16 protein-coding genes are annotated in these 24,468 nt (G+C 72.1%); 3 read left to right on the top strand and 13 right to left on the bottom strand.

The annotated features are described in order from the left end of the window. Nucleotides 1-112: 112 nt before the first annotated feature. Entirely contained in the window at nucleotides 113-892 is a 780-nt protein-coding gene (locus ACFYXB_RS21930; RefSeq protein ID WP_389584828.1) for an IclR family transcriptional regulator, read from the top strand. Between the two features lie 6 nt (nucleotides 893-898). Here ACFYXB_RS21930 and ACFYXB_RS21925 read toward each other — a convergent pair whose 3' ends face one another. From ACFYXB_RS21925 to hrcA, 9 genes are all read right to left on the bottom strand, one after another. After that, nucleotides 899-1,891 carry an adenosine deaminase gene (locus tag ACFYXB_RS21925; protein WP_389584825.1) on the bottom strand — a complete coding sequence of 331 codons (993 nt, stop codon included), beginning with the start codon at nucleotides 1,889-1,891 and terminating at the stop codon, nucleotides 899-901. Between the two features lie 20 nt (nucleotides 1,892-1,911). Beyond that, a complete protein-coding gene (locus tag ACFYXB_RS21920) occupies nucleotides 1,912-2,817 on the bottom strand; it encodes a ribonuclease Z (protein ID WP_389584822.1) in 906 nt (301 codons plus the stop codon). Nucleotides 2,818-2,831: 14 nt separating this feature from the next. Then, on the bottom strand, nucleotides 2,832-3,185 hold the full coding sequence (locus tag ACFYXB_RS21915) for a histidine triad nucleotide-binding protein (protein WP_389584819.1): 354 nt from the start codon (nucleotides 3,183-3,185) through the stop codon (nucleotides 2,832-2,834). A 146-nt stretch (nucleotides 3,186-3,331) separates the two neighbouring features. Further along, nucleotides 3,332-6,478 (bottom strand): S41 family peptidase, encoded by a 3,147-nt coding sequence (locus ACFYXB_RS21910; RefSeq protein WP_389584970.1) that lies wholly within the window; start codon nucleotides 6,476-6,478, stop codon nucleotides 3,332-3,334. Nucleotides 6,479-6,595: 117 nt separating this feature from the next. Further along, on the bottom strand, nucleotides 6,596-7,105 hold the full coding sequence (locus ACFYXB_RS21905) for a hypothetical protein (protein WP_389584817.1): 510 nt from the start codon (nucleotides 7,103-7,105) through the stop codon (nucleotides 6,596-6,598). Between the two features lie 160 nt (nucleotides 7,106-7,265). Then, nucleotides 7,266-8,006, bottom strand: a complete 741-nt coding sequence (locus tag ACFYXB_RS21900; protein WP_389584814.1) for a 16S rRNA (uracil(1498)-N(3))-methyltransferase — start codon at nucleotides 8,004-8,006, stop codon at nucleotides 7,266-7,268. After that, nucleotides 8,003-9,079: a nitronate monooxygenase gene (locus tag ACFYXB_RS21895; RefSeq protein WP_389584812.1), complete on the bottom strand. Its 1,077-nt coding sequence runs from the start codon at nucleotides 9,077-9,079 to the stop codon at nucleotides 8,003-8,005. The genes ACFYXB_RS21900 and ACFYXB_RS21895 overlap by 4 nt, the downstream gene beginning before the upstream one ends. A 212-nt stretch (nucleotides 9,080-9,291) precedes the next feature. Continuing rightward, nucleotides 9,292-10,428: a molecular chaperone DnaJ gene (dnaJ, locus tag ACFYXB_RS21890; protein WP_351354414.1), complete on the bottom strand. Its 1,137-nt coding sequence runs from the start codon at nucleotides 10,426-10,428 to the stop codon at nucleotides 9,292-9,294. Beyond that, nucleotides 10,429-11,445: a heat-inducible transcriptional repressor HrcA gene (gene hrcA / locus ACFYXB_RS21885; RefSeq protein ID WP_388502312.1), complete on the bottom strand. Its 1,017-nt coding sequence runs from the start codon at nucleotides 11,443-11,445 to the stop codon at nucleotides 10,429-10,431. Nucleotides 11,446-11,606: 161 nt separating this feature from the next. Here hrcA and ACFYXB_RS21880 point away from each other — a divergent pair, with 161 nt between their 5' ends. After that, complete coding sequence (locus tag ACFYXB_RS21880; protein WP_389584808.1) at nucleotides 11,607-12,329, top strand: MBL fold metallo-hydrolase; 723 nt, start codon at nucleotides 11,607-11,609, stop codon at nucleotides 12,327-12,329. 34 nt (nucleotides 12,330-12,363) lie between these two features. Continuing rightward, entirely contained in the window at nucleotides 12,364-13,173 is an 810-nt protein-coding gene (locus ACFYXB_RS21875; RefSeq protein WP_389584805.1) for a DUF3097 domain-containing protein, read from the top strand. Nucleotides 13,174-13,243: 70 nt separating this feature from the next. On the opposite strand, the gene hemW is transcribed toward ACFYXB_RS21875, so the two are convergent. From hemW to ACFYXB_RS21855, 4 genes are all read right to left on the bottom strand, one after another. After that, the gene (gene hemW / locus ACFYXB_RS21870; RefSeq protein ID WP_389584803.1) at nucleotides 13,244-14,476 is read right to left on the bottom strand and encodes a radical SAM family heme chaperone HemW; all 1,233 of its coding nucleotides are present in this window, start codon (nucleotides 14,474-14,476) and stop codon (nucleotides 13,244-13,246) included. 27 nt (nucleotides 14,477-14,503) lie between these two features. Next, on the bottom strand, nucleotides 14,504-16,429 hold the full coding sequence (locus ACFYXB_RS21865) for a SpoIIE family protein phosphatase (RefSeq protein ID WP_389584800.1): 1,926 nt from the start codon (nucleotides 16,427-16,429) through the stop codon (nucleotides 14,504-14,506). Between the two features lie 219 nt (nucleotides 16,430-16,648). Then, nucleotides 16,649-22,285, bottom strand: coding sequence for an AAA domain-containing protein (locus tag ACFYXB_RS21860; protein ID WP_389584798.1), 5,637 nt, complete (start codon nucleotides 22,283-22,285; stop codon nucleotides 16,649-16,651). A gap of 164 nt (nucleotides 22,286-22,449) precedes the next feature. Next, a complete protein-coding gene (locus ACFYXB_RS21855; RefSeq protein WP_389584796.1) occupies nucleotides 22,450-24,324 on the bottom strand; it encodes an AMP-dependent synthetase/ligase in 1,875 nt (624 codons plus the stop codon). Nucleotides 24,325-24,468 lie beyond the last annotated feature (144 nt).

Raw genomic sequence — 24,468 nt, 5'->3', positions numbered from 1 at the left:
AGGGTCACCCTTACTCATCTCCCTATGTAGATGTTATCCACGTATGAAGACAGAGATTAGATACGCGAACCTGAGGCGTCAACGGTGCGGGCGTCCTGACTACCATCGGCGCATGTCAGAGTCAGAGGGCGTCCGTGAGGTGAAGTCCGCGGCACGCACGGTGGAGCTGCTGGAACTGCTCGCGGCACGCGCCGACCGCCCGGCACGGCTGCAGGAGCTGGCGGACGAGCTCGAGGTGCCGCGCAGTTCGATGTACGCACTGCTGCAGACCCTGATCGGCCGCGGCTGGGTCCGCACCGACATCACCGGCTCGCTCTACGGCATCGGCATCCACGCTCTGCTGACCGGCACCGGCTACCTCGACTCGGACCCGCGCGTAGGCGTCGTACGGCCGTATCTCGACGAGGCGTCCGAGGCGCTCGGCGAGACGATCCACCTGGGGCGGCTGGACGGGCGCGACGTGGCCTACCTGGCGACGCGGGAGTCCCACGAATACCTGCGGACCATCAGCCGGGTGGGGCGCCGGCTGCCGGCCCACGTGGGCGCGCTGGGCAAGGCCCTGCTGGCCCAGCGCCCGGACGCCGATCTGCCCGAGGGCCCGTACGAGGCGCGTACGCCGCACACGCACACGACCCGCGCGTCCCTGGTGGCCGACCTCGCCGCGACCCGCTCGCGCGGCTACTCCATCGACCGCGAGGAGGGCGTCCTGGGCATCGTCGGCTTCGGCTTCGCCCTGCGCTACGACTTCCCCGCCCAGGACGCCATCAGCTGCTCCGTGCCGGTCGCGCGGCTGACGCCGGAGCACGAGGGGCGGATCGTGGCGGTGATGCGGGAGGTCAGGGCGAAGATCGAGGCGGCGGCACCCTCGGGGGGAGCGCCGCACTGGCGTTAGCCGCGCTCACCCGAACTTGTACGCCTCCACCTCGGCGAGGTACCGCGCACGCCGCTCCTCGTCGTCCTCCAGGAACGAGGCCAGGAAGGAGTTGCGCGCCAGTTCCCGCAGCTTCTCCTCGTCGAGGCCCAGCACTGAGCGCACCGCGTCGAAGTTGTCGCCCGCGTAGCCGCCGAAGTAGGCCGGGTCGTCGGAGTTGACGGTGCACAGGAGGCCCGCGTCGAGCATGGCGGGCAGGGGGTGGTCGGCGAGGGTGTCGACCGCGCGCAGCCGTACGTTGGACAGCGGGCACAGGGTGAGTGGCACCCGGTCGCGGACCAGACGGGCGACCAGCTCCGGGTCCTCCATGCAGCGCAGCCCGTGGTCGATCCGCTCGACGCCCAGCAGGTCCAGGGACTCGGTGATGTACGCAGGCGGCCCCTCCTCACCCGCGTGCGCCACGCGCCGCAGGCCCAGCGCGGCGGCTGCCTCGTACACCTCGCGGAACTTCGCCGGCGGATGCCCGACCTCGGCGGAGTCGAGGCCGACGCCGGTGATCCGGTCCAGGTAGGGCCTGGCCGCCTCCAGGGTCTTCAGTGCCGAGTCGGCGGACTGGTCCCGCAGGAAGCACATGATCAGCCGCGTGGAGACACCGTGGTTCTCCTCGCTGCGGCCGAGCGCCCGCCACAGCCCCTCCACGACCATGCCCAGCGCCACCCCCCTGGCGATGTGGGCCTGCGGGTCGAAGAAGATCTCCGCGTGCCGCACGCCCTGCGCGGCGGCACGGGCGAGGTAGGCGTTCGCGAGGTCCTCGAAGTCCCGCTCGGTGCGCAGGACGGCCATCAGCTCGTAGTACAGGTTCAGGAAGGACTGGAGGTCCGAGAAGCGGTACGCCTCACGGAGCGCGTCCGTGTCGGCGTACGGCAGCTCGACACCGTTGCGCGCGGCGAGCGCGAAGGCCAGCTCGGGCTCCAGGGTGCCTTCGATGTGGAGGTGCAGTTCTGCTTTGGGGACGGGCATCAAAGCATCGTACGGCCGTTTCACCTGCGCTTCGGAACCGGCACGGTCTGCAGGTCGTGCGCCACGGTCAGCTCCCCCTCGAAGCCGGCGGCCCGTGCCTGCCGCTCGCACACCTCCGGCTCGGAGTAGCGCTGGCTGAAGTGGGTGAGCACGAGGTGCCGTACGCCTGCCTCTTGGGCGACCCGGCCGGCCTGACCGGCCGTCAGATGGCCCGAGTCGTCGGCGAGTTCGGCGTCCTCGTCCTGGAAGGTGGACTCGATGACGAGCATGTCGCAGCCGTCCGCGAGGGCGTACACCCCGTCGCACAGCCGGGTGTCCATGACGAACGCGAACCGCTGTCCGTGGCGGAGTTCGCTGACGTCGTCCAGCGTCACGTCCCCGAGGGCGCCCTCGCGCTGGATCCGCCGCACGTCCGGCCCCTTGATCCCGTTGGCGGCGAGCCGCTCGGGGAGCATGCGGCGCCCGTCGGGTTCGACGAGCCGGTAGCCGTACGCCTCGACAGGGTGGGACAGCTTGTGGGTCTGGAGGGTGTAGGACGGGGTCACCACGAGGTCGCCGTCCCGGTCCACGGGTGCTTCGGTGATCTCGACCGTCTCCCGGTAGGCGCTCGCGTAGCGCAGCCGGTCGAAGAAGCGCTGGCCGGAGCGCGGGTAGTGGGCGGTGACCGGGTGCGGCACCCGGTTCAGGTTGATGCCCTGGATGACCCCGGGCAGGCCCAGCGAGTGGTCTCCGTGGAAGTGTGTGACGCAGATCCGGTTCAGGTCGTGCGCCGCGACCCCGGCACGCAGCATCTGGCGCTGCGTGCCCTCGCCGGGGTCGAAGAGGATGCCCTCGCCGTCCCAGCGCAGCAGATAGCCGTTGTGGTTGCGGTGCCGGGTGGGGACCTGGCTTGCGGTGCCCAGGACCACCAGTTCACGTGCGGACACGGTGACTTACCGGCTTAGCCGGGGGGCCACTGCATACCGCGGCCGCCGAGGATGTGCGCGTGGGTGTGCCAGACGGTCTGGCCGGCGCCGCTGCCGGTGTTGAAGACGACGCGGTAGCTCTCCAGCTTGTCCTCGTCGGCGACCGCCTGGGCCTCGCGCAGTATGTCGGCGGCGATGGCCGGGTCGGCGGCGGCCAGTTCGGCGGCGTTCTTGTAGTGCACCTTGGGGATCACCAGGACGTGGGTGGGCGCCTGGGGGTTGATGTCCCGGAAGGCGACGGTCGTCTCCGTCTCACGGACGATCGTCGCCGGGACGTGGCCCGCGACGATCTTGCAGAACAAGCAGTCGTCCTGCGGCTCCCCTGCCATGTTCCCTCCGGGGGTGAGTGATCGGATACGGGGGCATCGTAGCGTCGGTTGGGGTCGGTGCCCGGTGCTGGTGCTGGCCGGGTGGGTTTCGCTTGCCCGCGCTGACGGGGCCCCCGCTCGAAGAGTGGGGGCACGACTGCCCGCAGCTAGGACGGGAGGCCCGGGGGAGTTTTCGCCGGCTGCTCCTCGAGTGACTCCAGTGCGAGCCTGATCGCCTCGTCGAGCTGGGGATCGCGGCCCGCCGCCCAGTCCTGGGGGCATTGCAGTACCTCCACGTCCGGGTCCACTCCGTGGTTTTCCACGCCCCAGTCGTAACCCTCCAGCCAGAAGGCGTACTTGGGCTGGGTGACCAGGGTGTCGTCCACCAGGTGGTAGCGGCTGTCGATGCCGATGACGCCACCCCACGTGCGTGTGCCGACCACGGGGCCGATACCGAGGGCGCGTATCGCCGCGTTGACGATGTCGCCGTCGGAACCGGAGAACTCGTTGGCGATGGCGACCACGGGCCCCCGGGGCGCGTCCTCGGGGTAGCTGCGGGGGCGTCGGCCGCGTGGTACGACCCAGCCGACGATCCGCCGGGCCAGCTTCTCCACGACGAGTTGGGAGGTGTTGCCGCCCCGGTTCTCCCGGATGTCGACGACGAGCCCCTCCCGGGCCACCTCGACCCGCAGGTCCCGGTGGATCTGCGCCCAGCCGGGGGCCTGCATGTCGGGCACGTGGAGGTAGCCGAGCCGGCCGCCGGAGCGTTCGTGGACGTAGGCGCGGCGGTCGGCGACCCAGGCGTGGTAGCGCAGGGGCTCCTCGTCGCTGATCGGGACCACCACCGCGTGCCGCAGATCGCCCCCGCCGGACGGCGAGATGGTCAGCTCTATGGCGTGGCCGGCCGTACCGACGAGCAGCGGCCCGGGTCCGGTCACCGGGTCGACGGGGTGGCCGCCGACGGCGACGATCGCGTCCCCGGCCCGCACCGCGACGCCGGGTGCGGCGAGCGGGGAGCGGGCCGCCGGGTCGGAGGTCTCCGCGGGCAGGATCCGGTCGATGCGCCAACTGCCGTCCGGATGGCGGGAGATGTCGGCGCCGAGCAGTCCCTGCCGGGCGCCGGAGCCGAAGGAGCCGCGCGGGGAGACGTAGGCGTGCGAGGTGCCGAGTTCGCCCTGCACCTCCCACAGCAGATCGACGAGGTCGTCGTGGGTGGCGATCCGGTCGAGGACGGGGCGGTAGCGGTCGAGGACGCCGTCCCAGTCGACCCCGCTCAGGTCGGGCCGCCAGAACTGGTCGCGCATGATGCGGCCGTTCTCCTCGTACATCTGCCGCCACTCGGCGGCCGGGTCGACGGTCTGCCGTACCCGGGCGAGGTCGACCGTGACGCTGTTGTCGCCGTCGTCGTCGGTGGAGGCGCGCCGGTCGCTGAGTACGACGCGCAGCCGCTCGTCGGTCCACAGCAGGACGCGTTTGCCGTCGCCGCTGACCTCGAAGTGGTCGGCGTCGGCGGCGAGATGCTCGATGCGCTGCTGGACGAGGTCGTAGCGCTCCAGCTCTGTCTTGGGGTCCGGGTCGTCGGGGGTGGCGCGGGAGGCACCGAGGACACCGCGCACGGGGTGCCGCAGCCACAGCACGCCGTCCTTCGCGGCGCGCAGGTTGGAGTAGCGGCCGGCCTCGACCGGGAAGGGCACGATCCGGTCGGCGAGGCCCTCCAGGTCGATACGGGTGACCGGGGTGCCCTCGCTGTCGGGGGTCTCGTCGCGGTCCGGGGTCTCGAAAGGCCGGCCGTGCCGCTGCGGGCCGAACGGGGAGGGCGTGGTCGCCGCGAGGGTGATCAGGTGCGGGCGGTCGCCGACGACGAAGGCCAGGTCGAAGACGTACTCGTCGTGGACCGGATCGAAGGAGCGCGTCGACAGGAAGGCGAGGTGCTTGCCGTCCAGGGTGAACGCGGGTGCGTAGTCCTGGAAGCGCAGCGGGGTCGCCTCGGTGACCGACAGGTCGGTGGTGTGGGCGATGCGCAGCTGGGAGAGGGGGCGCGGGCCGGGGTGTGACCAGGCGAGCCAGGCCGAGTCGGGCGAGAAGGCGAGGCCGGACACGTCGCCGTCCTCGCTGCGGTCGACCTCGCGCACCTCGCCGGTCTCGCGCTCGACGAGCAGTAGCCGTCCGTCGTGCGAGGCGACGGCGGCCCGGCTCCCGTCGGGCGCCATGGCCAGTGCCAGCACACGGCCGAGCTGTCCCACGGCGAGCCTGCGCGGGATCGCGCCCGGGGCCGGTCCGGTCGCCGGGGCGAACTCCAGGGCGTCCTCGCCCTCGGCGTCCGTCACCCACACCGCCCAGTCCTCGCCGTCGGCCCGGAAGGCGCGCGGCAGCCGGGCCCGTACGCCGGGCCGGGCGGCCAGCGCGCGGGCGGGACCCGAACGGTGGGTGACCCAGTGGACGCCGCCGCGCACGGAGACGGCGCTGCCGCGTGCGGTGTGGTCGGGGGAGGCCTTGCCGAGCCAGCGGGACGCGTTCACGGGGTACGGCTGCAGGTCCAGGCGCGGACCGCCGAGCCGTATGTCGAGCCGCCGGGGCTCGGCGCCCTCCAGGTCGTCGAGCAGCCACAGTTCACCGGCACTGGCGTAGACGACCCGGCGGCCGTCGGTGGCCGCGTGCCGGGCGTAGAAACCGTCGAGAGGGGTATGGCGGCGCAGGTCGGAGCCGTCGGCGAGGGAGGAGTAGAGGGCGCCCGTCCCCTCGTGGTCGGAGAGGAACGCGATGCGCTCCCCCACCCACAGCGGGTGCTCGAGGTTTCCGTCCAACTCCTCGTGCAGCCTGGCGAATTCGCCGACGCCCTCGCGATCGATCCACAACTTGCCCGCCGTACCGCCCCGGTAGCGCTTCCACCAGGCGGCCTCGCGGCCCATCGGCGCGGACAGCAGGACGGTGGACGGGCCGAACGCCACGTCGCCGACGGGCCCGTACGGCAGCGTGGCCGCCGGTCCGCCGTCCAGCGGAACGGCGCGGGCCCAGCTGCGGCGCAGGCTGGGCTGGCCCTGAGTGCTGAGCGCGAGAACGTGTCCCTCCGGGGTCCAGCCGCGCACCTGCGTGCGCCAACTGCCCCAGTACGTCAGCCGTTTGGCGGGGCCGCCGGCGACGGGGGCGATGTGCACCTCGGGGGCGCCGTCGCGGGTGGAGGTCCAGGCGACGGTCGTACCGTCGGGCGAGATCCGGGGCAGGGTCACCGGCACGTTGTCGGCGCTGACCCGCCAGGCCCGGCCGCCGTCGAGCGGCGCCAGCCAGACGTCGTCCTCGGCGGTGAAGGCGACCAAGTCGCCTTGCACATGGGGAAAACGGAGATAGGAAGAGGAATCTGCGGAACCCGCCGTCGTGGACTCAGTCACCCGATCACCATAAACATCGCGCGACCTCGGCGGACCCCGTTCCGATCACTTCCCCTCGACGGGCCAGCAGATCGGATCGCCCTTGCACCAGATGGTCCGGGTGACGGTGACCGTGGGGCCCGGCTGCTGCCCGCCCGAGGGGCGGTAGGTGACGGGCGGGGTGTACGCCGGGGCGGGCGTGGCGTCGCAGTTGCCGAGGCCGTTGACGTGGAACGACTCCTTGCCGCCCACCCGCGCGATGAGGTCGCCGCGCACGCAGGCGCCGTCCACGGCCCGGGTGACCCGGCCCTTGACGGTGATCTTCCGGTCGTCGCTCGTCTGCCCCTGGCAGTCGACGGAGACGACGGTGCTCTCGGCGGGCGAGGGCGTCTTCCCGGGCGTGTAGGCCTTGTTGCCATAGGTGCCGGTGCAGCTGAGCCAGCGCACGTCGACATGCCGCCGTTTCAGCTCGGCCGTCGCGGTCTTGTCGGTCGTGTAGGCGACGCTCGCGGAACCGAACCCGCCGGGCTCGCACGCCACGACTCCGCCCACGGCCAGCACCGCCAGTCCTGCCACGGCCGCCGCACGCGTCCCGCGCGGGCGACACCAAATCCGCGTGAATGCCCCCATGCAGGGCAGCCTGCCACCGCGGCGGACGTGGCGGTAGGGCACAAACGGCCACTCAAGTGTTCGTGCACGTCACGGTCGAGGGCACTCCGGACCGTATACCCCGGTGTCAGGACCAGCGGCCGGTGCGTCCCAGGAGCAGGGCCGCCGCGGCGGTCCCGGCGGTCGACGTCCGCAGCACGGTAGGCCCAAGGACGTACGGTTTCGCACCTGCCTGATCGAAGAGCTCCAACTCCTCGGGCGAGACGCCCCCTTCGGGCCCGACCACGAGCACGATCTCGCCCTCGGCGGGGAGTTCGGCGGTGGCCAGTGGGGTGCCGCCGCTCTCGTGGAGTACGGCGGCGAAGTCGGCTCTGGCGAGAAGTGCGGCAACCTGCTTGCTCGTCGCCGCGTCCGCGACCTCGGGGAAGCGGACCCGGCGGGACTGCTTGCCGGCCTCGCGGGCGGTGGCCCGCCACTTGCCGAGCGCCTTCAGGCCGCGGTCGCCCTTCCACTGGGTGATGCAGCGGGAGGCCTGCCACGGCACGATCGCGTCGACGCCGACCTCGGTCATGGTCTCGACGGCGAGCTCACCGCGGTCGCCTTTGGGGAGGGCCTGGACGACGGTGATGCGCGGGGACTCCTCGGGCTCCTCGGAGAACGAGGTCAGGTGGACGATCAACCGGTCCTTGCCCTCGGTGCCGATCACGTCGCACACCGCGTAGCGCCCGGCGCCGTCGGTGAGGACGACTTCCTCCCCGGGCTGCAGCCGCTTCACGGAGACCGCGTGCCGGCCCTCGGGTCCGTCGAGGACGTACTGTCCCCCGCGGCCCGCGTCGAAGTGGTCGACGACGAAGACCGGGGCTGTCATCGCGAACCGCCCCCGGTCGACAACGTTGCCCGGGCGTCGGCCAGTTCGGCGGCCAGAGTCTCCACCAGCTGCCCGGCGGGCAGCTCGCGAGTCATGCGGTGCCCCTGGCCCGCCCACAGCGCCATGCCCTGCGCGTCGGCGGCCTTGGCGGCGGCTTTGCGCAGCGGGGAGGTCAGGTGGTGGACCTCGGGGTAGGCGGCGGGGGCGTACGGGCCGTGCTCGCGCATGAAGCGGTTGACCAGGCCGCGGGCGGGCCGGCCGGAGAAGGCGCGGGTCAGTGCCGTACGCGTGAACAGCGGGTTGGTCAGCGCCTCCTTGTGCACGGCGGCGGCGCCGGACTCGGGGGTGGCGAGGAACGCGGTGCCGAGCTGGGCCGCGCTCGCGCCCGCCGCGAGGACGGCGGCGATCTGGCTGCCGCGCATGATGCCGCCGGCGGCGACGACCGGGATGTCGACGGTCTCGCGGACCTGCGCGACGAGCGAGAGCAGGCCGAGCGCCGAGCCGTCGTTCTCCGGGACGTCACGGTGGGTGCCCTGGTGGCCGCCGGCCTCCACACCCTGCGCGATCACCGCGTCGGCGCCGGAGCGCTGCACGGCGAGGGCCTCCTCGGCGGTGGTCGCGGTGACCAGGGTGAAGGTGCCGACGCGGTGGAGGGAGTCGATGACCTCGCGGCTCGGGACGCCGAAGTGGAAGGAGACCACCGGCACCGGGTCGTCGACGAGTACGGCGAGCTTGGCGTCGTAGCCGTCGTCGCGGCCGCTGTCCGGGTCGCCGAGCTCGGTGTCGTACCAGGCGGCCTCGCCGGCGAGCTGGTGCGAGTAGACCTCCACGCTCGCGCGGTCGGCGCACTCCGGCTGGGGCATGAAGAGGTTCACCCCGAAGGGGCGGCCCGTGAGCCCACGCAGCTGTTTGATCTCCTGGTACATGCCGTCGGCGGTCTTGTACCCGGCGGCGAGGAACCCGAGACCGCCCGCCTCGGACACAGCGGCGGCGAGCTGCGGAACGGAGACACCGCCCGCCATGGGGGCCTGCACGATCGGATGTGGGAAGAGATCGGTCAGTGCGGAGGACATGACGGCATGTTGTCACGTCCCCCGAACAAGTCCGAATCCACCCGTCAGTTGGCATAGGCCTCCGGCATGAGGTGCTGATCAACAAACCGGCCGACGGGCGTCAGCGGCCGTTGAAGGCGTCCTTCAACCGCGAGAACAACCCCTGCCGCCCCGGCTGACCGTGCCTGCCCGGGGGCCAACCCCCGGACCCCCGGCAACCGCCCCAGCTCGCGTCAGCGACCGTTGAACGCATCCTTCAACCGCGAGAACAGCCCCTGCTGCCCAGGCTGGAACTGGCCCTGAGGCCGTTCCTCGCCGCGGAGCTTGGCCAGCTCGCGCAGGAGGCGTTCCTGTTCGGGGTCGAGCTTGGTCGGGGTCTGGACCTCGACGTGGACGATGAGGTCGCCCCGGCCGCCGCCGCGCAGATGCGTGACGCCCCGGCCGTGCAGCGGAATCGACTGGCCGGACTGGGTGCCCGGGCGGATGTCGACCTCTTCCAGGCCGTCCAGGGTCTCCAGCGGGACCTTCGTGCCGAGCGACGCCGCCGTCATCGGGATCGTGACCGTGCAGTGCAGGTCGTCGCCGCGGCGCTGGAAGGTCGAGTGCGGGAGTTCGTGGATCTCGACGTACAGGTCGCCCGCGGGACCGCCGCCCGGCCCGACCTCGCCCTCGCCGGCCAGCTGGATGCGCGTGCCGTTGTCGACACCGGCCGGGATCTTGACGGTCAGGGTGCGGCGCGAGCGGACGCGGCCGTCGCCGGCGCACTCCGGGCACGGCGTGGGGACCACCGTGCCGAAGCCCTGGCACTGGGGGCAGGGGCGCGAGGTCATGACCTGGCCCAGGAAGGACCGGGTGACCTGCGAGACCTCACCACGGCCGCGGCACATGTCACACGTCTGGGCGGTCGTCCCCGGCGCGGCGCCCTCACCGTTGCAGGTGTTGCAGACGACCGCCGTGTCGACCTGGATGTCCTTCGTCGTGCCGAAGGCCGCCTCGTCGAGCTCGACCTCCAGCCGGATCATGGCGTCCTGGCCCCGGCGCGTGCGCGAGCGCGGCCCGCGCTGCGACGCCGTACCGAAGAACGCGTCCATGATGTCGGAGAAGTTGCCGAAGCCACCGGCCCCGAAGCCGCCCGCGCCGGCGCCGCCGGCCTGGGAGAGCGGGTCGCCGCCGAGGTCGTAGACCTGCTTCTTCTGCGGGTCCGACAGCACCTCGTAAGCGGCGTTGATCTCCTTGAACCGCTCCTGGGTCTTCGGATCCGGATTGACGTCCGGGTGCAGCTCGCGCGCGAGCCGCCGGAAGGCCTTCTTGATCTCTTCCTGCGACGCGTCGCGGCGCACGCCGAGAACGGCGTAGTAGTCCGTGGCCACTTACGACTCCGCCAGGATCTGTCCGACGTACCGTGCCACTGCGCGTACCGCTCCCATCGTTCCCGGGTAGTCCATGCGGGTCGGTCCGACCACGCCGAGCTTGGCGACTGCCTCGCCGCCCGAACCGTAGCCGACCGACACCACCGACGTGGAGTTGAGTCCCTCATAGGCGTTCTCGTGACCGATCCGTACGGTCATGCCCGAATCTCCGGCCTCGCCAAGCAACTTGAGGAGCACGACCTGCTCCTCGAGCGCCTCCAGGACAGGCCGGATCGTGAGGGGAAAGTCATGTCCGAAGCGGGTGAGATTGGCGGTGCCGCCGATCATCAACCGCTCCTCGTTCTCCTCGACGAGTGTCTCCAGCAGTGTGGAGAGCACCGTCGCGACCGTGCCGCGGTCCTCGGCCTCGAAGGCCTCCGGCAGGTCCTCGACCAGCCGCGGCACGTCGGCGAAGCGGCGGCCCGCGACCCGGCTGTTGAGCCGGGCCCGCAGATCCGCCAGGGACGCCTCGCCGAAGGGTGCCGGGCAGTCCACCATCCGCTGCTCGACCCGGCCGGTGTCCGTGATCAGCACGAGCATCACGCGCGCGGGGGCGAGCGAGAGGAGTTCCACGTGCCGCACGGTCGAGCGGGTCAGGGACGGGTACTGCACGACGGCGACCTGCCGGGTGAGCTGCGCGAGCAGCCGTACCGTACGGGCCACGACGTCGTCGAGGTCGACGGCGCCGTCGAGGAAGTTCTGGATCGCGCGCCGCTCGGGTCCGGTCATCGGCTTGACGCCGGCGAGCTTGTCGACGAACAGCCGGTAGCCCTTGTCCGTGGGGATCCGCCCGGCGCTGGTGTGCGGCTGGGCGATGAACCCCTCGTCCTCCAGGGCCGCCATGTCGTTGCGGACCGTCGCCGGGGACACACCGAGGTTGTGCCGCTCGGTGAGGGCCTTGGAGCCCACCGGCTCCTCGGTGCCGACGTAGTCCTGGACGATGGCGCGCAACACCTGAAGCCTGCGTTCACTCAGCATCGCGCACACCTCCAGAACTCGTCCCCTTGGCGCCTTTCCTGGCACTCTGCGCGTGTGAGTGCCAGCGTTCCCCGGCCCAGTGTACGGCCGTGGGGTACGCCCCGGGCAAGGCTGGTCACGGCGATGGTGCCCGGTGTGACCCGCACCGCTAGCGTCGCGGTGTGACGGTGACTTGGGAAGGGCTGGGATGGGAGCGGGTGGCCGCCGGGGTCGGGCGGTGCCGACTGCCGGGGTGGGACTGCACGGTGGGGCTGGTTCTCGGGGAGGGTACGGCGCTCTTGGTGGACGCCGGGTCGAGCCTGGAAGAGGGCGCGCGGCTACGGGCGCAGGCGGAGGAGCTGTCCGGGCGCCGTGTGACGCACGTCGCGCTCACACATCCGCACTTCGACCATGTCTTCGGTGCGGCGGCGTTCCCGGGCGCGGAGGTGTACGCGGCGGTGGGCGTGGACGCGGTGTTCGCGTACGAGGGCGAGGAGCTGGGCCGGGACGCGATCACCCATGGCCTGGCGCCGGCACTCGCGCACGAGGCGGCGGCCGCCCTCGCCCCGCCCCGCCGTCTGGTCTCCGGCGAGTGGACGCTGGACCTGGGCGGCGGCCGGCAGGTGCTGCTGGCCAACGTGGGTCCGGGCCATACGGCGTACGACCTGGCGGTGCTGGTGCCGGGCGAGCCGGAGGTCGTCTTCTGCGGGGACCTGGTCGAGGAGTCCGGCGAGCCGCAGGCGGGCTCCGACGCCGTTCCGTCTCGCTGGCCGGCGGCACTGGACCGGCTCCTGGCCCTGGGCGGCGCGGACGCACTGTACGTGCCCGGTCACGGAGCGGTGGTCGACGCGGGGTTCGTAGGGGCGCAGCGAGCCGCGCTGGCGGCGCGTTTCGGCGTGTCGTGAGTGCGGGCCGACGGCTTCTCCTATCGTCATCCGAATGCGCCAGTACTCTCCGGACCTGACCCCGCCGTGGAAGAAGCCCAAGCCCGTGCCGGAGGTCCCGGCCGAGCCCGGTCTGGTGGTGGAGGAGCCCGGCACCGGCTTCTGTGGCGCGGTGATCCGCTGCGAGGCGGGCACGGTGACCCTGGAGGACCGCTTCGGCAAGCACCGGGTGTTCCCGCTGGAGCCGCACGGCTTCCTGCTGGAGGGCCGCGTGGTGACGCTCGTACGGCCCTCGTCGGCTCCGGTACGTCCCTCCCGTACGGCATCCGGCTCGGTCGCCGTCCCCGGCGCACGCGCGCGTGTGGCCCGTGCCGGGCGGATCTATGTCGAGGGCCGGCACGACGCGGAACTCGTCGAGAAGGTGTGGGGCGACGACCTGCGCATCGAGGGCGTGGTGGTGGAGTACCTGGAGGGCGTCGACGACCTGCCCGCCATCGTGGCCTCCTTCGCACCGGGTCCGGACGCCCGCCTCGGCGTCCTGGTTGACCACCTGGTGCCGGGCACGAAGGAGTGGCGGATCGCGGAGTCGGTGACGAGCGAGCATGCGCTGGTCGTCGGCCACCCGTACATCGACATCTGGGAGGCGGTGAAGCCGTCGTCCCTGGGCATCGAGGCGTGGCCCCGGATCCCGCACGGCCAGGACTGGAAAACGGGCGTGTGCAGGGCCCTGGGCTGGCCGGAGAACACCGGGGCGGCCTGGCAGGGGATCCTGTCGCGGGTGCGCTCCTACAAGGACCTGGAGCCGGAGTTGCTGGGGCGGGTGGAGGAACTGATCGACTTCGTCACGACCGGCGGTGGGGCCTGACGTCCGAGCAGGCACCGAGTTCGCCGACGTGGAGCGCGATCCCCAGGGGCTCCAAGGGAAGCCGGAGTGATCAGTCCACCAGGTCCCTGACCACCGCGTCCGCCAGCAGGCGCCCGCGCAGGGTGAGGACCGCGCTCCCCTCGTCGTACGGGCCGTTCTCCAGCAGTCCGTCCGCCAGTGCCCGTCGGGAGGCGGCGAGGCCGTCCTCCCGCAGCAGCTCCAGGGGTACGCCCTCCCGCAGCCGCAGCTCCAGCAGGATCCGCTCCACCCTGCGGTCCTCGTCCGTCAGGAGTTCGCGTCCGGCGCCCGGTGTGCGGCCCGCCGCGAGCGCCGCCGCGTACGCCCCCGGGTGCTTCACGTTCCACCAGCGCACTCCGCCCACGTGCGAGTGCGCGCCCGGGCCCGCGCCCCACCAGTCGGCGCCGCGCCAGTACAGCTCGTTGTGCAGGCAGCGGGCCGGGTCGGACGTGGACCAGTTGGACACCTCGTACCAGTCGAAGCCCGCGCCCGACAGCACCTCGTCGGCGATCAGGTAGCGGTCCGCGTGGACGTCGTCGTCCGTCGTCGGGATCTCGCCTCGGCGGATGCGGCGGGCGAGCTGGGTGCCCTCCTCGACGATCAGGGCGTACGCGGAGATGTGGTCCGGACCGGCACCGAGCGCCGAGTCCAGGGAGGCGCGCCAGTCGTCGTCCGACTCCCCCGGCGTGCCGTAGATCAGGTCGAGGTTGACGTGCTCGAAGCCCGCCACCCTCGCCTGAGCCACGCACGCCTCGGGGCGGCCCGGGGTGTGGGTCCGGTCGAGTACGCGCAGCACATGCTGCTTCGCGCTCTGCATGCCGAAGGAGATCCGGTTGAAGCCGCCCTCCCGCAGCGTCGCGAGATACGCCGGGTCGACCGACTCGGGGTTCGCCTCCGTCGTGACCTCCGAGTCCTCCGCCAGGCCGAACTCGTCGCGGATCGCGCCCAGCATCCGTACGAGATCGTCGGCGGCCAGCAGCGTCGGCGTGCCGCCCCCGACAAAGACCGTGCGGACCTCGCGCGGGTCGTCGCCGAGCACCTTGCGGGCCAGCCGGACCTCGTCGATCAGCGTGTCCGCGTAGTTGTCCCGGGAGGCGAGCACACCGCCGGTGCCGCGCAGCTCGGTGGCGGTGTACGTGTTGAAGTCGCAGTAGCCGCAGCGGGTCGCGCAGTACGGGACGTGGAGGTAGAAGCCGAGGGGTCGCTCGGCGGCCCCGGCGAGTGCGGACGCGGGCAGCGCGCCGTCGGCGGGGACGGGCTCGCCGTCGGGGAGTGCGGAAGGCATGTCCTCCATTGTCCCGCACGTGCCGGACTAGTCCGCCTGGAGCACCAGCAGCGCCAGGTCGTCCTCCGGTGGCCGGCCGCCGAACTCGTGCACCAGCCGACTGATCCGTTCCGCGATCAGCTCGGCGCTCAGCCCCACGCACCCGGCAAGGGCCTGGGCGAGTCCGTCGCCGTCGTCGAACTGGCGGGAGCCGGAGCGGCGCTCGGTCACGCCGTCGGTGACGCACAGCAGGCTGTCGCCGGGCCCGAGCTCGATGGTCTCGCTGGTGTACGTGGCGTCCTCGACGACCCCGAGGAGCGTCTGCGGCTGCGCTGCCGTACGGACCTCGCCGTCGCGCCCGAGGAGCAGCGGCAGCGGGTGTCCGGCGGAGGCGAGGGTGCAGCGGACGCCGCCGTCGAAGGGGACCAGTTCGCCGTAGAGGAGGGAGAGGAAGCGGGTCTGGTCCGCGGACGCCACGGCCCGGCCGCCGGCGGCGACGAGTGCGCGGGCCGCCGCGTCCGCGGCCTCCGTGGCGTCGTCGAGGAGGAGCTGGTTGAGGCGGTCGAGGACGTCGGCGACCCGGTAGCCCTCGCGTGCGAGCAGCCGCAGCCAGGGGCGGGCCAGCCCGATCACGACCGCCGCCTCGGGGCCCTTGCCCTGGACGTCGCCGACGGCGAAGCACCAGCGGCCTTCGCCGGCCGGGAAGAGGTCGTAGAAGTCGCCGCTCGGCCCGCCCTTGTCGCACGGCTCGTAGACAAGGGCGCTGCTCAGCCCGGGGATCTCGGCGACCGCGCCAGGCAGCAGGCCGCGCTGCAGGACGGCGCTGATGGTGGCCTGGCGGGCGTACTGGCGGGCTGCGCCGATGGCGAGCGCCACCCGGCGGCCGAGGTCCTCGACGAGGCCGGTGATCTCGTCGGGGAAGCGCGGCAGCCCGCGCCTTCCGATGACCAGCGTGCCGAGCGGCCGCCCGCCGGCGATCAGCCGGTAGGCGAGCGCCGCGCCCTCGGTGCCGTGCGGACCGAGGGCGTCGCCGGGCCACGGATACGGCTCGGGTCCGGATCTCCCCCACTCTCGGCTGCGCTCGAGCGGGGGGACCCCCATGCCACCGTCCCGCGGACACGGCGGCTCCTTCTCCAGGGCCCGGCGCAGTTCCTCGATGCGGTTCTCGCTCTCGTGCCAGACCCGGGCGAGCCGCGGCCCGGCCAGGCCGGTTCCGTCCCCCCAGCCGCCCCGCTGCGTCGACTCGTCCTCCAGCCACACCGCGCACCAGTCGGCGAGGCGCGGCACGATCAGCTGTCCTGTGAGCGCGGCGACCAGGTTCTCGTCGAGCTGTCCGGCGAGCAGGTCGGAGGCCTCGGCGAGGAACGACAGCGCGCCCCGGCCCAGCCAGTCCCGGTCCCGTTCGGCCCGCCGGGCATCCGGCGCGAGGATCTCGGCGACCTGCAGCCCGCGTTCCCCGGCGTACGTCTCGATGTCGTCGGCGGCCGCGTTCGGCTCGGCGGGCAGCCGCGCCCACACGGTCTTGGTGCCGATGCTATAAGTGACGCCCCAGGCCTCGGCGAGGGCGGCGACGAGGCGCAGGCCGCGCCCGAACTCCGGTGTCTCGTACGGCGATTCGACGGCGTTGTCGCGGGGCGCGCGGGAGGGGTGGTGGTCGGTGACCTCGACGGACAGGGCGCCGGTGTCCGGGTCCACCCGGCAGACCAGTTCGATGTCGGTGCCGGCGTGGACGACGGCGTTGGTGACGAGTTCGCTGACGGCCACCATGACGTCGTCGGCGAGCCGTTCGCAGCCGACGAGCCCGAGGTCCGTCCACTCGGCGAGCGCGCTGCGCACGAGCGCACGGGCGGACCCCGGCGCGAGGGGGCTCCCGGGCAGAGTCGCGCACACCTCCGTACGCTCCCCCGCGCCCAGGTGCACGGGCGCGTCGCAGACACGGGAAACGGTCTCCCGTTGCGCGGGTATGGCCCCCATTGCCGCTCCTGGAGCAGTTCGGACGAATACACCTCGGTCAATGCGGACAGGGTGACAGACCGGCTGCACTCATAAGCACCGAGTTACCGAAGTGGGCCGCCTTGACCGAGAACAGTGGTACGCGCGCGCTCGAAGCCGGTCAGAAACCGGAACAACTCCGAGCATCCGCTTCACGAGGGTCCGGGAGACCGGGCCGGCGGACGGTGACCTGACCCCCGTTCAGTCCTCGACGTAACGCACGATGACGTGGTGCCTGGTGCCCAGCTCCGTCCGCCACTCCACCTCGTCGCCCACCTCGCGCCACATCAACGCCCTGCCGAGCGCGGAGTCCGGGCTGAGCCGCTCCGCCTCGTCGCCGGGAAGCACCGCGATCTCGTACGTCGTCACGCCCGGCTCGTCCGGGTCCTCGACGCCCACGAGGCACCCCGGCACGACCATCGCCCCACCGGACAGGGTGGAGTCGGGGATGACCTGATCGAGTACGTCACGCAGCTGTGCGCGCCGTTCCCGCAGCGCTTCGGTTCTCCTGTCGTGGTCGGCCATTTGGGCCTTCCGGGAGGACGAGTCGACGGCCACGACCTCGGGCACCGGCTGGTCCAGCGCGTCCTGCACGCGCTGGAGCTCCCGCTGCACCCTTCGGTGGGCGGCGAGGCTGAGGCGGTCGACGCGGAGCCGGGCGTGGGAGGCACCTACGGGGGCCGGTTCGACGGTGCGGACCGGCTGCCGGGGAATCGCGGGCGCCGTCCGTGCCGGAGCCGGCTCGGACACGGTGTGCGCCCGCAGCAGTTCGGTCGTACGGCCGTCGGCGGCGCCCGGGGTGCCGGGGCCGTGGTGACGTGCCACGCCCACCTGCCCGGCGTCGCCGAGCACCGGCACGTCGATCCGGGCGATCGCGGCGCGGATCATGGCCTGCACCTCGGCGTGCGCGAGACGCACGACGGCCCGCCCCTCGCGCAGCACCTCCACGGCATCGACGCCGGGAAAGCCTGGCGCTCCCGCCCCACCGAGGAACCGGGCGACCCCGCCCACGGTCCCGCGCATGCTGAACGCGTGCTGCGCGGCGTTGACCTCGTCCCGATGCAGCCGCACGACGGACACGAACCGCGATTCCGGCACACTCGCAGCACCGGCGCCGCTCGTCCGAGCGTCCCGCGGATCTCGGGCCCCCGGCCGGGCAACGCCCCAACCCGCCTTACCAACCCTGTCGGCCGCGCCTTGCGTGCCCCGTGCGCCGGACGCGGGTCGGTTGCCGCGCGTGGAGGTGCGTGGGCGCGGTGCGTGGCCGGCCCCGCCCGACGGCGTTTCCGTCTCGTCGTGTTCCGGACCGTACGGCGCCTGCTGCGGGATCGTCTCCCCGGGCTCCCCCGTCGTGCCGGGCTGCTCCTCCTGCGTCTCCTCGGCCCCCGGAGTTTCCGTCTCCGTCTCGATGCCGAGACGGTCCAGTTCCCGCCACAGCGGCTCCAGTGCCTGTTCCGGGTCGAGGAAGAACCGGCTGCCGCGGATCCGGACGAACGTCCAGCCCACGCGCTCCAGTTCACGCTGGCGTGCCGCGTCCGCGTCGGCGTTCTCGTCCGTGTGGAACGCGTCGCCGTCGCACTCCACCGCGAGTCGCTGTGTACCACCCTCGACGACGAGGTCGATGCGATAGCGGCCGGCCGGGTACTGGGGCCGCACCCGGTAGCCCTTGGCGCGCAGGGCCAGGAAGACCCGCTGTTCGAAGAGGCTGTCGAAGGCCTCGTGCGGAACGTCCGGCCGGACCTCGCCGAGTCCGAGGCGGGTGCGTTCCTCGGCCGGCCGGGAGAACCAGTCCAGATAGGCGCGCCGCAGATCGGTCTCGCCCAGTTCCGTGAGGGTCACGCTGTGGAAGAGCCACACCTGGTCGCGGGCGCGGGAGGCCGCCACGTTGATGTGCTGCCGGTAGAGCAAGCTGTTGTACGAGCCGATACGGCGCGGCCCGTCGGGACCGGTCAGCGAGACCACGAGGCTCACGAAGACGATGTCCCGCTCGTCGCCCTGGAACTCCTCCGCGTTGCCCACCCGCAACCGCCGCCGCTGTCGCTCGTCGAGCGGGATCCGGTCGGCCAGCAGGTCCTCGATGAGGAACTTCTGCCCTGCTCCCAGCAGGGTGATCACGCCCATGGTGCGCCCCGCGTACGCGGGATCGGCTATGCACCGGGCGATCTCGTCCACCAGCCGCTGCGCCTCGGCCCGGTTGACCTGCTTCTGTCCGCTGCCCTCGACGTACCCGTCGGCCACGTGCACCGACCTCAGCGGCGGCAGCCGGTCGGCGCCGTACTGCCGCAGCGGCTGGAGCCTGCCGCCGTAGCACAGCTCGTTGGAGAAGCCGATGATCTCCGGCATGCAGCGGAAGTGCTCACGCAGCATCAGTCGGCCCCGCCCGCCGGCGAGGCCCGACGCGATGTCGAAGAGGCTGGCGGTCGGCCCGAACAGCGAACGCCGGAAGTCGGGCAACTCGCCGAGCAGCCGCTTCTGGAGCGCGAACTGCTCCTCGTGGTCCACGCCCACCTGTGCGGGGCTGACCTGCTGGTCGTCCCCGACGACGATCACCTTGGCACCGAGCCAGGCGAGCAGCAGCGCCTCGGGGCCCGACTGGCTCGCCTCGTCGATGATCACGACCTCGAAGCGTCCAGCGCGGTCCATGGGGATGGTCTCGGTGACCTGGTGCAGCGGCATGATCCAGGCGGGTACGGCCGACTGGCTGGCCTGGAGGCTCTCGCGGGCCTGCCTGCGGTAGGTGGCCGCGTACTTGCCGGTGCCCTTGCCGAGCCGTCGTACGTTCTGCTGATACGAGGTGAGAGCGACGGCCTGGTCGTCCGTGAGCCGGGACAGGCAGCTGAACCAGGCCTTGTCGGCGGCCAGCCGCTCCAGGCTGATGCGGATCTCGCCGTCGGCCTCGGCCAGCCGCCGCAGCTGCTTGAACTCGGCCTCCGGGTCGGTCAGTTCGCGCATACGCGCGTGCCAGGCCGACCAGGACCAGGCGGCGTGGAGGTCCGGCAGCCGGATGTCCCAGTCAGGGTCCTGGGGGCCGGACTCCAGAGCGTCGGCGATGTCGGGCAGTTCGGCGGCGACGGTGCGGTACGCGTCGTCGCAGGCCTTCTTGCGGGCCAGCGCCTCCCGGAGGTCGTCCAGTTCGTCCACCGCCGCGCCGTACCCGGCGGTGTCGCGGGCCTCGACCGCGGCAAGCGCCGTCTGCACGGCAGCCGCCGCGCCCCTACGCTCGGCCGCCGCACGCAGCACGGCACGGGCTCCGTCGATCAAGGTGCGGGCGGGATCGGCAGCGCGGCGTGCCGCCCTGGCCCTGAGGACTCTGCGGACGCTGCCCGCCGCTGCTTCGTCGCCCCAGTAGACGCCCGCGAGCCCCGGGGCGGCCGATGCCGCGCGCACCACGTCCTGGCGGCGGTCGGCCAGCGTCGTCAGGGTGGTGAGCACGATGCTGTCCTGACGCAGTCGCGCGATGCGGCGTGCGGTGGCCTGCCACGGCTCGGCGCCCTCGCCCCACTCCGCCTCGACGCCCTGGAGGTGCCGCTCCAGGGTGACCCGGTGCAGCACGGCGTGCGCGGCGGCCTCCGTCTCCAGGGCGCGCCCGTCGACGCGTACCGTCTCGGGGAAGTCCCCGACCGCCTTGCGCAGCTTCGTCTTCAGGCCCAGAGTGCCGCGCAGCTTCTCGCCGGCCGCGAGCCCGTCGCGCAGGGTGGTGGCGAGGCCGAGCGCCGTCGGTACGTCGTACCGCTCGAGGCCGCTGAGCAGTGCCGTGCCGAGAGCTTGGTGCGCCTCGTCGATTCCGGTCAGCGCGGCCTCGGTGCGCTCGCGGCGGCTGCGCGCCCCGAAGTCCTGGCCGGAGAGCACGTCGCGGCGCACCTCGGCGGCCCAGCCGGCCGGGAGCGCGGCCGCCGAGGCCGCGGCAGCGGTGAAGTGGTCCAGTGTGGTGGCCAGTTGCTCCTCCTGTGCCACGGTCAGGGTGGACACGGCGTCGTCCAGACGTGAGACGGTGCCGTCCTGCCTGAGCCCTGCGAGGTCGGCCTCCGCCGTGCGAATCGTCTCGACCGCCTCGATGAAGGCGAGACCGGACGGCAGGACGCCGGGGTCGGGAAGGTGGGCGCTGACGGTGGCGGCCAGGGCGCGGTGCCGGTCGGTGAAGGCGAGGGCCGCGCGCCGCAGTTCCGTGAGGGCCTGCGGGGGCAAGGTGGGTTCGTCGGCGGGGACGGCACCGATCCAGTCGTATCGGGGGCGTTCGTCGGCGAGGCGCTCGGCGATGCGGGCGAGGGTCCCCTCGTAGTCGGCGATCTCGGCCGGGTGCCGGTAGGTCTCCTGTTCCCGCAGGGCCCGCAGGGCCTTCAGTGCGAGGGCCTGGGCGGACCGGGCCGTTCGGAGTCGCTCTTCGTGCTCCCGGATCCGCCGCTGGTAGGCGCGGGCGGAGAAGTCGCCCTGGCGATCGAGGATGGCCTTGACGGACTGTTCGAGTTCCTGCTGCCCGGCGCCGTCGTCGGTGCGGCTGACGCACAGTTCGCGGACGCTGGCCGGCAGTTTGTCCTTCAGAACCTTCAGGGCACGCGCCGTGTGGCTGGTGATCAGCACGCGGTTGCCATGCGCGAGGAGGTCGGTGACGAGGTTCGCGATGGTGTGGGTCTTGCCAGTGCCGGGCGGGCCCTGGACAACGACGAGGTCCCGGTCGCGCAACCGTTCGGCGATGGTGCGCTGTTCGTCGTTGGAGGGCAGCGCGAAGTACAGCTCCCGTGACTGTCCCGCAGTGGCCGCTTCGTCGGGTTCGCCGAGCGGCCGGTCGCCGCCCGCGCCGGCGATCGCCCTCAGCAGTGCGGTGGGTTCGGCGCCCTGCTCGATGCTCACCGCGATCCCGCGCAGCGCTTCGAGCATGCTGCGCCGGGTGCGTTCCCGCAGCAGCAGGACGGGGGCGTAGGCGACGACGGGCGCGGCCGGGTCGCCCGTCACGCGCTGCCGGGCCGGTGCGGGGTCGTAGCGGCCCGCCTCGTGCGCGGCGATGGTCCAGGTGGTCAGGGCGCGGTGCAGGGGCCCGGCGAGCGCGGGGTCCGTGGTGTCGCCGGCGGCCTCGAGTTCCTGGCGTACGAGGGCGCGTATGTCGGAGCGTGCCTTCTGACCGGCGTCGAGCATGGACTCCTCGAGGACCGGGCTGCCGTGCTCCGGGTCGGGCCCGACGGTGATGGCGCCGGTGTCGGGGTCAAGAGCGATGACGGCCCGGCAGGTGACGAGGTGGCGGCGGATCGGCTCGCCCTGCGCGGACCAGGTCAAGTGGCCGAATCCGACGACGAGTTCGTAGCTCTCGCCGAGTTCGGAGGCGTCCACGCACAGCTGGTAGAGCTTGTCGTAGGCGCGGACCACCGGTTTGATGATGCGGTCGCGGCTCGCCCACCGCTCCCAGTCGCGCGCCCAGACGCGATGCTGTTCACGCACAACGTCACGCTGCGGCGCGTCGTCGAGGGCGACGGTGACGTGCCCGGCCCGCGAACCGCCGCCTGCCAGGACCTCGTCGGCCGGTACGTCCGCCCGCTCCCGTGGCTCGGGGACGCTCTCCCGTGCGGAGTCGCGGATCTCCCCGGCGTCCAGCCAGTGGGTCAGCGGCAGGGGCGCGGGCGGCGGCTGGCGGCGGACCGGCCGGTCGGCGCGCAGCCACAACGGGCTGTCGCCCGCCACGGTTTCGGTGAGGAAGCAGTCGAACCGGTCGGGCAGATCGGCGAACCACATCTGATGCCGGGCGTCGTCGTATGTGCGTATCGCTCGGGTGCGGCTCTCGCCCACCTCCGCGAGATAACGGAACACGTGACGGACGACGTCGTCGGGCGTCGCGGCGGTGACGGGCACGGGCACCTCGCTGAACGGGCGGGACCGAAATATGGAGAGAGTGTGTGCATCCTATGTGGCACACATGAAACCCGTGGCCCTGCAATCCATTTCGGCGCGCACGCCCGCACCGCAGGCATACGACGGCCCCGGAACGCCGTGTGCGTTCCGGGGCCGTTCGGCCGTCATGCCTCGCGCGTACCCGCGTACATCTCGTCGATCAGAGACTTGTACTCCCGCTCCACCACAGGCCGCTTCAGCTTCAGGCTCGGGGTGATCTCGCCGTGTTCGACGTCGAGGTCGCGCGGCAGGAGGCGGAACTTCTTGATGGTCTGCCAGCGCTGGAGGCCCTCGTTGAGCTGCTTGACGTAGCCGTCGATCAGTTCGACCGTGGCGGGCGCGGCGACGATCTCGGCGTACGACTTGCCGTCCAGGCCGTTCTCCTTCGCCCACTCCAGGATGGAGGGCTCGTCGAGGGCGATGAGGGCGGTGCAGAAGTTCCGGTCGGCGCCGTGCACCAGGATGTTGGAGACGTACGGGCACACGGCCTTGAACTGGCCCTCGACCTCGGCCGGCGCGATGTACTTGCCGCCGGACGTCTTGATCAGGTCCTTCTTGCGGTCGGTGATGCGGAGATAGCCGTCGGGCGACAGCTCGCCGATGTCGCCGGTGTGGAACCAGCCGTCGGGCTCCAGGACCTCGGCGGTCTTCTCGGGCAGCTTGTGGTAGCCCTGCATGATGCCGGGGCCGCGCAGCAGGATCTCGCCGTCGTCCGCGATGCGCACCTCGCAGCCGGGCAGCGGCTTGCCGACCGTGCCGGTGCGGTAGGCCTCGCCGGGGTTGACGAAGGAGGCCGCGGAGGACTCGGTGAGGCCGTAGCCCTCCAGGATGTGGATGCCGGCGCCGGCGAAGAAGTAGCCGATCTCGGGCGCGAGCGCGGCGGAGCCGGAGACGCAGGCACGCAGCTTGCCGCCGAAGGCCTCGCGGATCTTGGCGTAGACGAGCGCGTCGGCGACCTTGTGCTTGACGCCGAGGCCGAACGGCACGGTCGCGGCACCGGTGCGCCGGAAGTTGTCCTGGCCGGTCTTGGCGTACTCGCGGGCGACCTCGGCGGCCCACTGGAAGATCTTGTACTTGGCGGCGCCGCCCGCGCGGGCCTTGGCCGCGACCCCGTTGTAGACCTTCTCGAAGATGCGCGGCACAGCCGCCATGTACGTCGGCTGCACGACCGGCAGATTCTCGATGATCTTGTCGACGCGGCCGTCGACGGCAGTGACGTGACCGATCTCGATCTGCCCGGAGATGAGCACCTTGCCGAAGACGTGCGCCAGCGGCAGCCACAGGTACTGCACGTCCTCGCTGCCGAGCAGCCCGGTCGAGGCGATCGCCTTCGCCATGTACGACCAGTTGTCCTGCGGCAGGCGCACGCCCTTGGGGCGGCCGGTGGTGCCGGAGGTGTAGATCAGAGTGGCGAGCTGGTCCTTGGTGATCGCCGCCACCCGGTCCCTGATCAGCTCCGGGTGCTTCTCCAGGTGGGCGGCGCCGCGCTGCTCCAGCTCGGCAAGGGTGAGCACGTCGTCGCCGGTCTGCACGCCGGCCCCGTCGATCACGACCACATGGGTGAGGTCGGGCAGCTCGGCGCGCCTTTCCTGCACCTTGGCCAGCTGGGCCGCGTCCTCGGCGATCAGCACCCGGCTCTCGGAGTCGGAGAGGATGAACGCCGACTCGTCCTCGTTGGTCTGCGGATAGACGGTCGTCGTGGCCGCGCCCGCGCACAGGATGCCCAGGTCGGCGAGGATCCACTCGACGCGGGTCGAGGAGGCCAGCGCGACGCGCTGCTCGGGCTGTACGCCCAGTTCGATGAGGCCCGCAGCGATCGCGTAGACCCGCTCGGCCGCCTGCCCCCAACTCAGCGACTTCCACTCGTCCGGGCCCTGACCCGACGCGGGAGGCACCGGGTAGCGGTAGGCCTCGGCGTCCGGTGTGGCCGCGACGCGGTCCAGGAAGAGGGCCGCCACGGACGGCGGACGGTTCTCGATCAGGGTCTGTGTGTCGCTCACGACATCCTCCGGGGCCCGCGACAGTGCGGCTGGCTCAGTGCGGCTGGGTTTACTCACGGTATTGCTCGAGCTGTTGCTTAACTCGCGAGTAACTATCGAGCAGAGATCAGGGTAGAGCCCGACCCGCCGGTGCGTAAGGGGCAG

The sequence above is a fragment of the Streptomyces sp. NPDC002619 genome, from assembly GCF_042889305.1.
Lineage (GTDB): Bacteria > Actinomycetota > Actinomycetes > Streptomycetales > Streptomycetaceae > Streptomyces.
Note: the sequence above shows the minus strand (reverse complement) of the source record. Positions and strands in the feature narration are given on the sequence as shown.

What these genes read in the sequence shown, in the direction of transcription:
- hrcA (WP_388502312.1), bottom strand. Translation starts at nt 11,445, where the DNA reads ATGCTGAGTGAACGCAGGCTTCAGGTGTTGCGCGCCATCGTCCAGGAC.
- ACFYXB_RS21900 (WP_389584814.1), bottom strand. Translation starts at nt 8,006, where the DNA reads ATGACAGCCCCGGTCTTCGTCGTCGACCACTTCGACGCGGGCCGCGGG.
- ACFYXB_RS21915 (WP_389584819.1), bottom strand. Translation starts at nt 3,185, where the DNA reads ATGGCAGGGGAGCCGCAGGACGACTGCTTGTTCTGCAAGATCGTCGCG.
- ACFYXB_RS21925 (WP_389584825.1), bottom strand. Translation starts at nt 1,891, where the DNA reads ATGCCCGTCCCCAAAGCAGAACTGCACCTCCACATCGAAGGCACCCTG.
- ACFYXB_RS21865 (WP_389584800.1), bottom strand. Translation starts at nt 16,429, where the DNA reads ATGGGGGCCATACCCGCGCAACGGGAGACCGTTTCCCGTGTCTGCGAC.
- ACFYXB_RS21930 (WP_389584828.1), top strand. Translation starts at nt 113, where the DNA reads ATGTCAGAGTCAGAGGGCGTCCGTGAGGTGAAGTCCGCGGCACGCACG.
- ACFYXB_RS21875 (WP_389584805.1), top strand. Translation starts at nt 12,364, where the DNA reads ATGCGCCAGTACTCTCCGGACCTGACCCCGCCGTGGAAGAAGCCCAAG.
- hemW (WP_389584803.1), bottom strand. Translation starts at nt 14,476, where the DNA reads ATGCCTTCCGCACTCCCCGACGGCGAGCCCGTCCCCGCCGACGGCGCG.
- ACFYXB_RS21895 (WP_389584812.1), bottom strand. Translation starts at nt 9,079, where the DNA reads ATGTCCTCCGCACTGACCGATCTCTTCCCACATCCGATCGTGCAGGCC.